Below are 14,162 nucleotides of genomic sequence, written 5' to 3' on the forward strand. Positions count from 1 at the left end.
CGGTGCCCCATCCGATCTCCCCCCTTGTGGGGGAGATGCCCGGCAGGACAGAGGGGGGTAATTTCCGATGCCGCTGATCAACCTCCCGGCCTTCGCCCCCGACCTGCTCGAAGACTTCGCCGGCCTCGGCACCGAGCGCGTCGATACGCCGGTGATCCAGCCGGCCGAGCCGTTCCTCGACATGGCCGGCGAGGACCTGCGGCGGCGCATCTTCATGACCGAGAGCGAGACCGGCGAGAGCCTGTGCCTGCGCCCGGAATTCACCATTCCCGTCTGCCTGCGCCATATCGAGAGCGCCACGGGCACGCCGCGCCGCTATGCCTATCTCGGCGAGGTGTTCCGCCAGCGGCGCGAGGGCGGCAGCGAGTTCTACCAGGCCGGCATCGAGGATCTCGGCGAGGGCGATGTCGCCGGCGCCGATGCCCGCGCCGTGCATGACGCGCTGAAGGTGCTGCGCAACCGGCTGCCCGGCCGCGCGCTGAAGGTGATGCTGGGCGACCAGTCGGTGTTCGAGGCGGTGGTCGCCGCCTGCGGCCTGCCCGCCGGCTGGCAGAAGCGCCTGATCCATGCCTTCGGCAACCAGGATCGCCTGCGCAGCCTGCTGGCCGAACTGTCCGAACCAGTTCCCAAGGGCGTGTTCGGGGCGGAAGTCGAGCGGCTTGCGATCCTCGGCATCCTCGACGACGAGGCGAGGCTCGAAAGCCACATCGACGAGACGATGCAGGCGACCGGCTATTCCACCAATGCCAGCCGCAGCCCGGCCGAGATCGCCCGCCGGCTGCGTGAGAAGATGGAACTCGCCAGCACCCGGCTCGACGCGCGCACGCTTGCGACGTTGCGCGCCTTCCTGTCGATCGAGCTTGCGCTCGCCGATGCGCCGGCAGCCCTCCACGATTTTGCCCGCAGCCAGGGGCTTGCCATCGATGACGCGCTGTCGCGGTTCGATGCCCGCACGCGTGCGCTCGCCGATGCCGGCGTCGATACGGCGTCGATCACCTATCGCAGCGCCTTCGGCCGCCCGCTCGACTATTATACCGGCCTCGTCTTCGAGATCACGGCCGGCGACGATCCGGCGGTGCTCGCCGGCGGCGGGCGTTTCGACCGGCTGATGACGCTGCTCGGCGCGAAGACGCGCATCCCCGCGGTCGGCTTCTCGCTCTGGCTCGACCGCATCGAGCAGGCGATCGCACAGACGAGTGAACAGACGACAGCACAGGGAGCCAGCGCATGACGGTCACCATCGCGCTTCCCTCCAAGGGCCGCATGAAGGAGGACGCCTCGGAGATCTTCCGGCGCGCCGGCTTTGGCATCGTCTCCGTGGGCAACGACCGCTCCTACCGCGGCCGCGTCGAGGGCCGCGACGATATCGAGATCGCCTTCCTCTCGGCCTCCGAGATCTCGCGTGAGATCGGCAACGGCACGGTCGATTTCGGCGTCACCGGCGAGGACCTGGTGCGCGAAGGGCTGGCCCAGGCCGACGAGCGCGTCGAGTTCTGCGCCCGCCTAGGTTTCGGCCACGCCGACGTCGTCGTTGCCGTGCCGGAGATCTGGCTCGACGTCGAGACCATGGCAGACCTCGGCGACGTTGCCGCCGATTTCCGCGCCCGCCACGGCCGGCGGCTCACCATCGCCACCAAGTACTGGCGGCTGACGCAGCAGTTCTTCTCCGGCAACCACGGCATCCAGCTCTACCGCATCGTCGAGAGCCTCGGCGCCACCGAGGGCGCGCCGGCGTCGGGCTCCGCCGACATCATCGTCGACATCACATCCACCGGCTCGACGCTGCGCGCCAACAACCTCAAGATCCTCTCCGACGGGATCATCGTGAGATCCGAGGCCTGCCTCGTCCGCGCCCGCAAGGCCGGCCACGACGACGACCCGGTGGTGGGCGAGATCATCGCGGCCGTGCGCGGCACGCTCTGAGGTCTTCCGATCGGCCGGACTTGGTTGCAGGCAAAGTAAACCTCCAACTCTGGTGGAGGTCGTGAATTCACTCGGCCGCAGCCAGATATCTCCCGTCATGCCGGCCTCCGAGCCGGCATCCAGCGCGCGCAAGTCCTTGCGCGATAGAGCACATTCCGCACCGCGGACGCGGCGCTGCTGGACACCGGCTCGGGGGCCGGTGTGACGGCGGAGAAGGGGCGCGGCGCGGCAGGAGGCGGCCTTCCGGCGCGATCGTTCGGCCATGTCATCGCCTCCAAGCCCCTTTCCCCGCACAATCCTTCGTCCTATCTATGCTGCACCGCAAAGCACGAGGAGCAGTCCGTGACCGATCTTTCCGCCTTCCCGATCACCAGGAAGTGGCCCGCAAAAAATCCCGATATCATCCAGCTCTATTCCCTGCCGACGCCGAATGGCGTGAAGGTGTCGATCGCGCTCGAGGAACTCGGCCTTCCCTATGAGCCGCACCGGATCGAGTTCGGGCCCAACGACCAGAAGACGCCGGAGTTCGTTTCGCTGAACCCGAACGGCCGCATCCCCGCGATCATCGATCCGCACGGCCCGGGCGGCCAGCCGATCGGCCTGTTCGAGTCCGGTGCGATCCTGTGGTATCTGGCCGAGAAGACCGGGAAGCTGATCCCCGCCGATCCGGCGAAGAAGTACGAGACGCTCTGCTGGGTGATGTTCCAGATGGGCGGGGTGGGGCCGATGCTCGGCCAGTTCGGCCACTTCTACAAGTTCGCCGCCGAGAAGGTCGCCAACAATTCCTATCCGATGGAGCGCTACCGCGACGAGGCCAAGCGCCTCCTCGGCGTCATGGAAGCCCAGCTGAAGGACCGGCAGTGGATCGTCGGCGACACCTATACGGTGGCCGACATCGCGCTGTTTCCCTGGGTACGCGGCGCCGATATCTTCTATGGCGGCCGCGACGTCATCGGCTACGGCGATTTTCCCGCCGTGATGGACTGGCTCGATCGCTGCATGGCCCGGCCGGCCTCGCAGAAGGGGATCGACATACCTGTCAAGGCGCCGGCGGAGGCGTGACGCAAAGGCGCGAGCGGGCGGCGCGTTGACACGTTGACGCCGCCCGCTCCGGCGCGCTACCTCTTGGCGCAAAAGAATGAGGGTAGGAACATCGTCGTGACGGGAAGATTGGTAGTCGTCGGCGGCGGCCAGGCCGCGTTTGCCCTGGTCGCCAAGCTCAGGGCGCTGAAGGATACGCGGCCGATCACCATCGTCAGCGCCGAGGCGAGCCTGCCCTACCAGCGCCCGCCGCTGTCGAAGAAGTACCTGCTCGGCGAGGCCGACCTCGGCCGCCTGCATTTCCGCCCCGAAACCTGGTATCCGGAACACGACGTCGACCTGCGGCTGTCGACCGAGGTGTCAGCGATCGACCGGGAGCGGAAGACCGTCACGCTCAACGACGGCTCCGAGCTCTCCTATACATATCTCGCACTCGCCACGGGTGCTGCACCCCGGCGCCTGCCTGCGGAGATCGGCGGCGCGCTGAAGGGCGTCTATACGGTCCGCGACTATCTTGATGCGGACCAGCTCGGGCTCGAGATGACCGAGGGCCGCAGAGCGCTGATCGTCGGCGGCGGCTACATCGGGCTGGAAGCTGCGGCCGTCGCCCGCGGACGGGGGCTGCACGTCACCGTCATCGAGATGGCCGATCGCATCCTCCAGCGCGTGGCCTCTCCCGCAACCGCGACGATCTTCAAGGCCATCCATATCGCCCGCGGCGTCGATATCCGTGAAAAGACCGGCCTCGTCCGGCTGATCGGGGAGGACGGGCGGGTCACCAGCGCGGAGCTCTCCGACGGCTTCGTGCTCCCGGCCGATATCGTCATCGTCGGCATCGGCGTATCCGCCAACGACCGGCTCGCCCGCGAGGCCGGCCTGGAGGTCGAAAACGGCATCGTTGTCGACGAACATGCCCGCACCTCCGATCCGGCGATCTTCGCCATGGGCGACTGTGCCGTGCTGCCCTTTGAGGGAAACCGGGTGCGGCTGGAATCGGTGCAGAACGCCGTCGACCAGGCCGAGGCCGCAGCCGCCGTCATCGCCGGCGGAACCGATCCTTACGTGCCCAAGCCCTGGTTCTGGTCTGACCAGTACGACGTGAAGCTGCAGATCGCCGGCTTCTGCGCCGGCTATGACGACACCCTCGTCCGTCCCGGCCAGCGCGAAGGCAGCGTCTCGGTCTGGTACTTCCGCGACGGCCGCCTCATCGCCGTCGACGCGGTCAACGACGCCAAGGCCTATGTCGTCGGCAAGAAGCTCCTGGAACTCGGCCGCACGCCGGACAGGGCCGCGCTGGAGGACCCGGCGACGGACCTCAAGGCGCTCACGCTCTAAGGACCTCCGGCCGGCTATTACCTCGGCCGTCCCACGCCGATGGAAAGTGTCGATCATGCCAGGGTGGCCTGACGGCAGCCGTCAGAGCCGCACCCTCTGCGGATCGTGCGCCGCCTCCGTTCTACTGCTGGTGGACGGCCGTGCCGGGATTGTCTAGCTGGAAGCGCGGGAAGATGAAGACGCCGACGATCGCGCCCGCATAGCGCTGTTCCAGCCCCATCGATTCGCCGACGCACATGACCGGCTGCCGCGGGATGCCGCCGGCTTCTATCGTGGTCGAAAAGCAGAAGGAGGACGAGACCGTGGCCGCCTGCTCGAACAGTTCGAGGACGTGGCTGCGGTCCTGCGACGTGTAACAGCGGACGAGATTGAGCAGGCCACAGTTGCGCTGCTCCAGCCCGTGCAGGCGGGTAGCCCTTTCCCCAAGCTGGAAAAGACCGTTGGACAGGTCCCCGGTCCAGCGTTCGGTCACGCAGTATTGCGTCAGGCACTCGTTGTCCGAGTGGTCGAAGCCGACCGACCCCGGAAGGAAAGGCATTGTGAAAGTGGACTTTGCAATCTTGAACAAAATGAACCCCAGCCGGCAGGTCAGACCCTGCCCGCGCACCCCTTGGGAAGCGCACTGTCCCCCGATGAGCAGACCGGCAAAGTGCGGGCTTTGCCGATATGCGTATTGCGATGATGTCGGTACGGTCGGGGAATATGACTGGCCAGCAGCCAACTCGATCCCTCATCGCGCCGACAACCTGATATTGATCGCTATGCTGACTTCAAAGGGTGTATGGACACACGGATAGCGCGAAATACACAATTTTGCGCCGCGCTTCCTGAACCCTGCTACCGTTTCGAGTCCTTTTGATTTTTGCGGTATCTACACTGCCTTGCCTGCAACCGGCAATGGGTTGCATCAAAAAAACGGAATATATCAAATAAATTCGAAGTTGCTAACTGAGGACATGAAAAAAGGGGCGACCCGAAGGCCGCCCCGTATGGTTGTAACCGGATGCGATCCGATTACATCATGCCGTCCATGCCCATGCCGCCCATGCCGCCCGGCATGCCGCCGGCAGCTTCCTTCTTCGGCAGTTCGGCGATCATGGCTTCCGTCGTGATCAGCAGCGAGGCAACCGAAGCTGCGTTCTGCAGAGCCGTGCGGACAACCTTGACCGGGTCGACGATGCCGAGTGCGATCAGGTCGCCGTATTCGCCGGTCTGGGCGTTGTAGCCGTAGTTGTCTTGGTTCTTCTCGAGGATCTTGCCGACGACGATCGAAGCTTCGTCGCCTGCGTTCTCGGCGATCTGGCGAACCAGCGACTGGAGCGCCTTGCGAACGATGTTGATGCCGGCTTCCTGGTCGTCGTTTTCACCCTTGGAGGTGATCTTGACGGAGGAACGCAGCAGGGCAACGCCGCCGCCGGGTACGATGCCTTCCTGAACGGCAGCGCGCGTCGCGTTGAGGGCGTCGTCGATGCGGTCCTTCTTTTCCTTCACTTCGACTTCCGTCGAGCCGCCGACGCGGATGACGGCAACACCGCCAGCGAGCTTGGCAAGACGTTCCTGCAGCTTCTCGCGGTCGTAGTCGGAGGTGGTTTCCTCGATCTGGGCCTTGATCTGCGCGACGCGGCCTTCGATTTCAGCCTTCTGGCCGGCACCGTCGACGATCGTCGTGTTTTCCTTGGTGATCGAGACCTTCTTCGCACGGCCGAGCATGTCGAGCGTGACGTTTTCGAGCTTGATGCCGAGGTCTTCGGAGATGACCGTGCCGCCCGTCAGGATGGCGAGGTCTTCCAGCATGGCCTTGCGGCGGTCGCCGAAGCCCGGAGCCTTGACGGCAGCGATCTTGAGGCCGCCACGCAGCTTGTTGACGACGAGGGTTGCAAGCGCTTCGCCTTCGACGTCTTCAGCGATGATGACCAGCGGCTTGCCGGTCTGGACGACGGCTTCGAGAACCGGGAGCATCGCCTGGAGGTTCGAGAGCTTCTTCTCGTGCAGCAGCACGTAAGCGTCTTCGAGGTCGGCGACCATCTTTTCCGGGTTGGTGACGAAGTAGGGCGACAGGTAGCCGCGGTCGAACTGCATGCCTTCGACGACTTCGAGTTCGGTTTCGGCGGTCTTGGCTTCTTCAACCGTGATGACGCCTTCGTTGCCGACCTTCTGCATGGCTTCGGCAATGTCGAGACCGACCTGCTTGTCGCCGTTTGCGGAGATCGTGCCGACCTGGGCGACTTCTTCCGAGGTGTTGATCTTCTTGGCCTTGGCCTGGAGATCCTTGACGACTTCGGCGACGGCGAGATCGATGCCGCGCTTCAGGTCCATCGGGTTCATGCCGGCGGCAACGGCCTTGTTGCCTTCGCGAACGATGGCCTGGGCAAGAACGGTTGCAGTCGTCGTGCCGTCGCCGGCGATGTCGTTGGTCTTCGAAGCGACTTCGCGAACGAGCTGGGCGCCCATGTTCTCGAACTTGTCTTCCAGTTCGATTTCCTTGGCGACGGAAACGCCGTCCTTGGTGATGCGCGGAGCGCCGAAGGACTTGTCGATCACGACGTTGCGGCCCTTCGGGCCGAGGGTGACCTTCACTGCGTCAGCGAGGACGTCGACGCCACGCAGCATCTTTTCGCGCGCGGTGCGGCCGAATTTGACTTCTTTGGCTGCCATTTTCAAAACTCCTGGTTTCGAAATGCCGGATCTGCCGGCTTGAATTTACGGGATGGTCGTGGGGAACCGGCGATCAGCCGATGATGCCCATGATGTCGGCTTCCTTCATGATCAGAAGGTCTTCGCCGTCGATCTTGACTTCCGTGCCCGACCACTTGCCGAACAGGACGCGGTCGCCGGCCTTGACGTCGAGCGGGACGACCTTGCCGGATTCGTCACGGGCGCCGGAGCCGATGGCGACGATTTCGCCTTCCTGCGGCTTTTCCTTTGCGGTATCGGGAATGATGATGCCGCCCTTGGTCTTCTCTTCGGATTCTACGCGACGGACGACGACGCGGTCGTGAAGCGGACGGAAATTGGTGGTTGCCATTGTCTAATCCCTCGATCGAATGACATTCTCGGATCGGAAACGATCCGGCGGATTGGTGTTAGCACTCGCTGTTTGTGAGTGCTAGCGGAGCCGAGATAGGCTTGGCTCCGAATGGAGTCAAGGACGGGCTTCCAGAAATTTTTTGCCGGCCATGGTCGGCGCGCGGCTGTTTCGTTCCGTTTTACGCGACGCAGCGTGCATGGCTTGCTCGCGGCCGTCGCCCAGTGGCCCCCGCAGTGCCCCCGCACGGGGCATCGATCGCGCCGGCCTGCCGCCGATTTTGCCGTTTGGGCCTTGTTTTCTTGGCCGGGCTTTGCGATGTCACCCGGGCCCTCAGCATCGGATCAACAGCATGGCCAAGCGCATTCAGTCCTTCAGCGAGATCACCGAGCACTATGATGTCGTGCTCTGCGACGTCTGGGGGGTCCTGCACAACGGCGTGGAATCGTTCCAGGAAGCCTCCCGGGCGCTTGCGAGCGCGCGCCGGGCGGGGCTCACCGTGGTGCTGATCACCAATTCGCCGCGCCCCTATCCGGGCGTGAAGGTGCAGATCCGCGACCTCGGTGTACTCGACGAAGCCTATGACCGCATCGTCACCTCCGGCGACGTGACGCGGGCGCTGATCGCCTCCGGGCCGGACAGGATCTACTTCATCGGCGCGGAAAAGGACGTAGCCCTGCTCGAGGGGCTGGGCGTTGAAGCCGTCTCGGCGGGCGAGGCCGGCATCGTCGTCTGCGCCGGGCTGCGAAACGATGAGAGCGAGACGGCGGAAGACTACCGCGGCGAACTGGAAGTGCTGAGCCGCCGCCACCTGCCGTTCATTTGCGCCAATCCCGATCTCGTCGTCGAGCGCGGCCACCGCCTGATCCCGTGTGCCGGCGCGCTCGCCAAGCTCTATGACGACCTCGGCGGCAGCACCCTGATCGCCGGAAAGCCGCATCGACCGATCTACGACAAGTCGCTCGAGGAAGCGCGCGACGTCCGCGGCGCATTCGATCTTTCCCGCGTGATCGCCATCGGCGACGGCATGCCGACCGACGTCCGCGGCGCGCAGGCCTACGGGCTGGACGTGCTCTATGTCTCGGGCGGCATCCATGCGCAGGAATATGTCGTCGACGGGCAGACCGACGAGGCCGCACTCCGGGCATTTCTGGAGCGGGAGCAGGCGTCTGCGAAATGGTGGATGCCCAGGCTGCAGTGACCGGACGGACGAAAGAGCCATGACCGTTTTCCACCGCAACGAGACGAAGCAGCCGCTGCCGGATCATCTTCGCGGCGGGGTCGTCGCAATCGGCAATTTCGACGGCGTCCACCGTGGCCATCAGTCGGTGCTGAACCGGGCGCTGGAGATCGCCCGCGAGCGCGGCGTGCCGGCGCTTCTCCTGACCTTCGAGCCGCACCCCCGCAGCGTCTTCCGCCCCGATCAGCCGGTCTTCCGGCTGACGCCGGCGCCGCTGAAGGCGCGCATCCTGGAGGGCATGGGCTTTGCGGCGGTGATCGAATACCCCTTCAACCGTCAGTTCGCCCTGATGTCGGCAGGCGAGTTCGTCGCAGGCGTGCTGCGGGACTGGCTGCATGCCGGCCACGTCGTCACCGGCTTCGACTTCCATTTCGGCAAGGGCAGGGAAGGCGGCCCCGCCTTCATGATCGCCGCCGGCGAGCAGCATGGCTTCGGCGTGACCCTGGTCGACGCCTTCCGCGACGAGAACGCCGACGTCATCTCCTCCAGCCGCATCCGGGCGCTGCTCTGCGAAGGTGCGGTGACGGAGGCAGCCGGACTGCTCGGCTACCGCTACACCGTCGAGGCCGAGGTCATCGGCGGCAAGCAACTCGGCCGCGCGCTGGGCTTTCCGACCGCCAACATGCAGCTTCCCCCCGAGGTGGCGCTGCGCAACGGCATCTATGCCGTCCGCTTCCGCCGCCGCGACGGAACCATCCACGACGGCGTCGCCAGCTTCGGCCGCCGCCCGACGGTGGACAGCAACGGCGCTCCGCTTCTGGAAACCTTCGTCTTCGATTTCGCAGGCGATCTCTACGGCGAGACCTGTACCGTCTCCTTCTTCGAGCACCTGCGCGACGAGCTGAAGTTCGACGGGCTGGACGCGCTCGTCGTCCAGATGAAGCGGGACGAGGAGGAGGCGAGGGCGCTGCTGGCCGGCGTGCGCCCGATCGGCGAGATCGACGCCCGAATCGCCTTCTGAGCCAGGCCGCCGGGCACTCGTTGTCCCGGCGATCGGTTGTTTCCGATATCGGCTATTCCGGGCCGCACCCTCTTTCCTTTTTGGGCAAAAACACATAAACAACCGCCACCATGGCGCCACACAGCTTTTGTGTCATATCCCGAATTAGTGGCCCGGCCTTCCGCGCGCTCTGAGCGAGGCCGGGAGGTCCGGGTTTTTGGGCGTTTTCGCTGCGCCCGCGCCGTCACCGACAATTTTCCCTGCCTGCGCGACATCCCGCGCGATGAAACGATTGCTTGAGCCATGACCGAGACACCCGAGAAAGTCGACTATTCCTCCACGCTCTACCTGCCGCAGACGGAGTTTCCGATGCGCGCCGGCCTGCCGCAGAAGGAGCCCGAAACGGTCGCCCGCTGGCAGAAGATGGACCTCTACAAGCAACTTCGGGCCTCTGCCGCCGGCCGCGAAAAATTCGTCCTGCACGACGGTCCTCCCTATGCCAACGGCAACATCCATATCGGCCACGCGCTGAACAAGATCCTCAAGGACGTCATCAACCGCTCGTTCCAGATGCGCGGTTACGACGCCAACTACGTGCCCGGCTGGGACTGCCATGGCCTTCCGATCGAATGGAAGATCGAGGAGAAGTACCGCGAGAAGGGCCAGAACAAGGACGAGGTCCCGGTCAACGAGTTCCGCCAGGAATGCCGCGAGTTCGCCACCGGCTGGATCGAGATCCAGGCGGAGGAATTCAAGCGCCTCGGCATCGAGGGCGACTTCGACAATCCCTATACGACGATGGCCTTCCACGCGGAATCGCGCATCGCCGGCGAACTGATGAAGATCGCCAAGTCCGGCCAGCTCTACCGCGGCTCCAAGCCGATCATGTGGTCGGTGGTCGAGCGCACCGCGCTCGCCGAGGCCGAAGTCGAATATGCCGACGTCGAGAGCGACATGATCTGGGTGAAGTTCCCGGTCAAATATTCGAACGGAGACATCGTTACGCGAGTCGTTGACAAGGAGACGGGTGAAGAGACTGGCGCGATGATTGTCGTTGCGGCACCGGCGAGCCTGACTCATGCATCGGTAGTCATCTGGACCACCACCCCCTGGACGATCCCCGGCAACCGCGCGATCGCCTATTCGTCGCGCTACGCCTACGGCCTCTACGAAGTGGCGACCGCCGAGAACGATTTCGGCCCCCAGCCGGGTGAAAAGCTGATCTTCGCCAGACGCCTTGCCGACGAGTCCGCTGCCAAGGCCAAGCTGACATTCAATTTCGTGCGCGACATCGAGGCCAAAGAGCTGGCAGGCATCACCTGCGTCCACCCGCTGCACGGCCTCGGCGGCGGCTATGACTTTGAGGTGCCGCTGCTGGACGGCGACCATGTCACCGACGAGACCGGCACAGGCTTCGTCCACACAGCCCCCAGCCACGGCCGCGAGGACTTCGACGCCTGGATGGACAAGGCGCGCGAGCTGGAAGCACGCGGCATCTCGTCTGCGATCCCGTTCCCGGTCGACGACGCCGGCTTCTATACCGCCGACGCGCCGGGCTTCGGCCCCGACGCCGAGGGTGGCCCCGCCCGCGTCATCGACGACAAAGGCAAGAAGGGCGACGCCAACGAGCGCGTCATCAAGGCGCTGATCGCCCGTCATGCGCTGTTCGCCCGCGGCCGGCTGAAGCACTCCTATCCGCATTCCTGGCGTTCCAAGAAGCCGGTGATCTTCCGCAACACGCCGCAGTGGTTCGTCTACATGGACAAGGAACTGGAAGACGGCACGACGCTGCGCTCGCGCTCGCTGTCGGCGATCGACCAGACCCGCTTCGTCCCCGCCGCCGGCCAGAACCGCCTGCGCGCCATGATCGAGGCCCGTCCGGACTGGGTGCTCTCCCGCCAGCGCGCCTGGGGCGTGCCGATCGCGATCTTTGCCGACGACGACGGCAACGTGCTGGTCGACGAGGCGGTCAACGCCCGCATCCTCGAAGCCTTCGAGCAGGAAGGCGCCGACGCCTGGTTCGCCGAAGGTGCGGCCGACCGCTTCCTCGGCAACCGGCCCGACCGGGACCGCTGGCAGCAGGTCATGGACATCCTCGACGTCTGGTTCGATTCAGGCTCGACCCACACCTTCACGCTCGAAGACCGCCCCGACCTGAAATGGCCGGCCGACGTCTACCTCGAAGGCTCCGACCAGCATCGCGGCTGGTTCCATTCGTCGCTGCTCGAAAGCTGCGCGACGCGCGGCCGCGCGCCCTACAACGCCGTCGTCACCCACGGGTTCACGATGGACGAGAAGGGCGAGAAGATGTCGAAGTCCAAGGGCAACGTCGTCTCCCCGCAGGATATCATGAAGGACGCCGGCGCCGATATCCTGCGCCTGTGGGTCATGACCACCGACTACTGGGAAGATCAGCGCCTCGGCAAGACGATCATCCAGACCAACATCGACGCCTACCGCAAGCTGCGCAACACCGTCCGCTGGATGCTCGGCACGCTCGCCCATGACAAGGGCGAGGAGGTCGCCTATGCCGACATGCCGGAGCTCGAAAAGCTGATGCTGCATCGGCTGGCTGAGCTCGACACGCTCGTGCGCGAAGGCTACGACGCCTTCGCCTTCAAGAAGATCGCCCGCGCGCTGATCGACTTCTCCAACGTCGAGCTCTCGGCCTTCTACTTCGACATCCGCAAGGATGCGCTCTACTGCGACGCGCCTTCCAGCCTGCGCCGCCGTGCAGCACTCGCGGTCATCCGCAAGCTGTTCGACTGCCTCGTCCTGTGGCTGGCGCCGATGCTGCCGTTCACGACCGAGGAAGCCTGGCTGTCGCTCAAGCCCGATGCGGTCTCTGTTCACCTCGAACAGTTCCCGCAGATCCCGGCCGAATGGAAGAACGACGCGCTGGAAGAAAAGTGGGAGAAGATCCGCACCGTCCGCACCGTCGTCACCGGCGCGCTCGAGGTCGAACGCCGCGAGAAGCGGATCCGTTCGTCGCTGGAGGCGGCCCCGGTCGTCCACGTCAACGATCCGGCACTGCTGGCAGCGCTGGAAGGCGAGGATTTCGCCGAAACCTGCATCACCTCGGCGATCACGCTGGTTGCCGGCGAAGGTCCTGCGGAAGCCTTCCGCCTGCCGGAAGTTGCAGGCGTCGCCGTCGAGCCGAAGCTGGCGGCGGGCAGGAAGTGCGCCCGCTCCTGGCGCATCACCACCGATGTCGGCTCCGATCCGGACTATCCCGACGTCTCCGCGCGCGATGCGGCCGCCCTGCGCGAGATCGGTTTTCGCGCCGCCGCATGAGCGGCGCGATCACGAAAGGTTGTGAACAAGGCAGGTAAGTGACCGGATGAATTGCGTTTTCGCGCTTCATCCGGTATTCCTGCCCGAAAATCGTCGGATTTTGCCGTCAACGCACGGCATCCGACGAATATCATCAAGGCGATTCACCGGCCGGGCCGGGAAGAGGTTGCATGGGAATGACGCGAGAAATTCGACTGGCCGGCGCAGCAGCGCTGCTTGGTGCCTGCGCCGTCCTTTCGGGTTGCATCGGCGGTCCGACCTACGGCACCGACAAGTCCAGCAGCGAACAACTGATGGACGACCTGGGCAACGCCGTGATGCTGAAGCCGGGCAATGGCGCCGACAGGAAGATCGCCTACCAGCCGCGCGGCGGTCTCGTCGTGCCCAGGCAGGGCGAGGCGACGCTGGTCGAGCCGCAGAAGACGCTCGCCTCCACCGAGGACAACCCGCAATGGGTCGAGAGCCCCGAAGCCACGCGCGACCGCCTGAAGGAAGAGGCGACCGAGAACGAGCGCAAGATCGGCTACAATTCGCCGCTGCAGACCCAGAACAACACGATGCGCAAGCTTTCCACCAAGGAACAGCTCGAGCAGTATCGCGAGGCGCGCAAGCTGGAGCAGGGTCTCTATAACGACAAGCGCCGCTATCTCAGCGACCCGCCGCTCGACTATCGCAAGATGCCCGAGGAAGCGACGGCCGATCTCGGCGAGCCTGAGAAGAAGAAGGAGCGCCGCCGCAAGAAGGAGGCCGAAGTGGCCAACTCCGGCACCAAGAAATGGTGGCCCTTCTAATTTCCGGTCTGACGCAGGTGACCTATCGCATCCGTAACGCGACCGCGGCCGACGCCGCGGTCATTTTGCGTTTCATCACCGAACTCGCCGTCTACGAGAAGGCCGGCCACGAGGTCGAAGCCACGGTGGAAACGCTGTCCCGGTCGATCTTCGGCGAGGGCTCGGTCACCCGCGCAGTGATCTGCGAGACCGACGCCGGCGAGCCTGCGGGCTTTGCCGTCTGGTTTCTGAACTACTCGACCTGGCAGGCCCGCAACGGCCTTTACCTCGAAGATCTCTACGTCACTCCCGAACACCGCGGCGCCGGCGCCGGACGCATGCTGCTGCGCCACCTCGCGCAGGTCGCGATGGCCGAAGGCTGCGGCCGCTTCGAATGGAGCGTGCTGGACTGGAACGCGCCGGCGATCCGCGTCTACGAGGCGATCGGCGCCGAGCCGCAAAACGAATGGACGCGCTACCGCCTCTCCGGCGAGCGCCTGAAGGCCTTCGCCGCCGGGGATTGAGAACGGCCAGGCCCGTTTTCGTTACAGATTTCGATTTCAACCTTACCTGACGTTAACACCTGCCCGCTAG

Annotated in this window: 12 protein-coding genes; 9 read left to right on the top strand and 3 right to left on the bottom strand. The window is 65.0% G+C overall.

From position 1 onward, the window contains the following. Positions 1 to 67 precede the first annotated feature (67 nt). From GGQ64_RS04625 to GGQ64_RS04640, 4 genes are all read left to right on the top strand, one after another. Positions 68 to 1,231 (top strand): ATP phosphoribosyltransferase regulatory subunit, encoded by a 1,164-nt coding sequence (locus GGQ64_RS04625; RefSeq protein ID WP_183799804.1) that lies wholly within the window; start codon positions 68 to 70, stop codon positions 1,229 to 1,231. After that, a complete protein-coding gene (gene hisG / locus GGQ64_RS04630; RefSeq protein WP_183799807.1) occupies positions 1,228 to 1,923 on the top strand; it encodes an ATP phosphoribosyltransferase in 696 nt (231 codons plus the stop codon). Before GGQ64_RS04625 ends, hisG begins: the two co-directional genes overlap by 4 nt. A gap of 342 nt (positions 1,924 to 2,265) precedes the next feature. After that, entirely contained in the window at positions 2,266 to 2,985 is a 720-nt protein-coding gene (locus tag GGQ64_RS04635) for a glutathione binding-like protein (RefSeq protein WP_183799811.1), read from the top strand. 96 nt (positions 2,986 to 3,081) lie between these two features. Beyond that, complete coding sequence (locus tag GGQ64_RS04640) at positions 3,082 to 4,299, top strand: FAD-dependent oxidoreductase (protein ID WP_183799816.1); 1,218 nt, start codon at positions 3,082 to 3,084, stop codon at positions 4,297 to 4,299. Between the two features lie 121 nt (positions 4,300 to 4,420). Here GGQ64_RS04640 and GGQ64_RS04645 read toward each other — a convergent pair whose 3' ends face one another. From GGQ64_RS04645 to groES, 3 genes are all read right to left on the bottom strand, one after another. Beyond that, positions 4,421 to 4,867 (bottom strand): hypothetical protein, encoded by a 447-nt coding sequence (locus tag GGQ64_RS04645; RefSeq protein ID WP_183799819.1) that lies wholly within the window; start codon positions 4,865 to 4,867, stop codon positions 4,421 to 4,423. 446 nt (positions 4,868 to 5,313) lie between these two features. After that, positions 5,314 to 6,954, bottom strand: a complete 1,641-nt coding sequence (gene groL, locus GGQ64_RS04650) for a chaperonin GroEL (RefSeq protein WP_183799822.1) — start codon at positions 6,952 to 6,954, stop codon at positions 5,314 to 5,316. Positions 6,955 to 7,027: 73 nt separating this feature from the next. Then, positions 7,028 to 7,324 carry a co-chaperone GroES gene (gene groES, locus GGQ64_RS04655; protein ID WP_183799824.1) on the bottom strand — a complete coding sequence of 99 codons (297 nt, stop codon included), beginning with the start codon at positions 7,322 to 7,324 and terminating at the stop codon, positions 7,028 to 7,030. Positions 7,325 to 7,676: 352 nt separating this feature from the next. Here groES and GGQ64_RS04660 point away from each other — a divergent pair, with 352 nt between their 5' ends. The 5 genes from GGQ64_RS04660 (at position 7,677) to GGQ64_RS04680 (ending at position 14,092) form a co-directional block, all read left to right on the top strand. Then, positions 7,677 to 8,525, top strand: coding sequence for a TIGR01459 family HAD-type hydrolase (locus tag GGQ64_RS04660; RefSeq protein WP_183799827.1), 849 nt, complete (start codon positions 7,677 to 7,679; stop codon positions 8,523 to 8,525). Positions 8,526 to 8,544: 19 nt separating this feature from the next. Further along, a complete protein-coding gene (locus GGQ64_RS04665; RefSeq protein WP_183799830.1) occupies positions 8,545 to 9,525 on the top strand; it encodes a bifunctional riboflavin kinase/FAD synthetase in 981 nt (326 codons plus the stop codon). A 282-nt stretch (positions 9,526 to 9,807) separates the two neighbouring features. Then, complete coding sequence (gene ileS, locus GGQ64_RS04670; protein ID WP_183799833.1) at positions 9,808 to 12,798, top strand: isoleucine--tRNA ligase; 2,991 nt, start codon at positions 9,808 to 9,810, stop codon at positions 12,796 to 12,798. A 170-nt stretch (positions 12,799 to 12,968) separates the two neighbouring features. Then, positions 12,969 to 13,589: a hypothetical protein gene (locus GGQ64_RS04675; protein ID WP_183799835.1), complete on the top strand. Its 621-nt coding sequence runs from the start codon at positions 12,969 to 12,971 to the stop codon at positions 13,587 to 13,589. Then, complete coding sequence (locus GGQ64_RS04680; RefSeq protein WP_210300145.1) at positions 13,574 to 14,092, top strand: GNAT family N-acetyltransferase; 519 nt, start codon at positions 13,574 to 13,576, stop codon at positions 14,090 to 14,092. The genes GGQ64_RS04675 and GGQ64_RS04680 overlap by 16 nt, the downstream gene beginning before the upstream one ends. Positions 14,093 to 14,162 lie beyond the last annotated feature (70 nt).

Source organism: Mycoplana azooxidifex (assembly GCF_014196765.1).
Taxonomy (GTDB): Bacteria; Pseudomonadota; Alphaproteobacteria; order Rhizobiales; family Rhizobiaceae; genus Mycoplana; species Mycoplana azooxidifex.

Coding starts and splice junctions, on each gene's coding strand:
- GGQ64_RS04625 (WP_183799804.1), top strand. CDS start 68: ATGCCGCTGATCAACCTCCCGGCCTTCGCCCCCGACCTGCTCGAAGAC.
- hisG (WP_183799807.1), top strand. CDS start 1,228: ATGACGGTCACCATCGCGCTTCCCTCCAAGGGCCGCATGAAGGAGGAC.
- groL (WP_183799822.1), bottom strand. CDS start 6,954: ATGGCAGCCAAAGAAGTCAAATTCGGCCGCACCGCGCGCGAAAAGATG.
- groES (WP_183799824.1), bottom strand. CDS start 7,324: ATGGCAACCACCAATTTCCGTCCGCTTCACGACCGCGTCGTCGTCCGT.
- GGQ64_RS04660 (WP_183799827.1), top strand. CDS start 7,677: ATGGCCAAGCGCATTCAGTCCTTCAGCGAGATCACCGAGCACTATGAT.
- GGQ64_RS04665 (WP_183799830.1), top strand. CDS start 8,545: ATGACCGTTTTCCACCGCAACGAGACGAAGCAGCCGCTGCCGGATCAT.
- ileS (WP_183799833.1), top strand. CDS start 9,808: ATGACCGAGACACCCGAGAAAGTCGACTATTCCTCCACGCTCTACCTG.
- GGQ64_RS04675 (WP_183799835.1), top strand. CDS start 12,969: ATGGGAATGACGCGAGAAATTCGACTGGCCGGCGCAGCAGCGCTGCTT.
- GGQ64_RS04680 (WP_210300145.1), top strand. CDS start 13,574: ATGGTGGCCCTTCTAATTTCCGGTCTGACGCAGGTGACCTATCGCATC.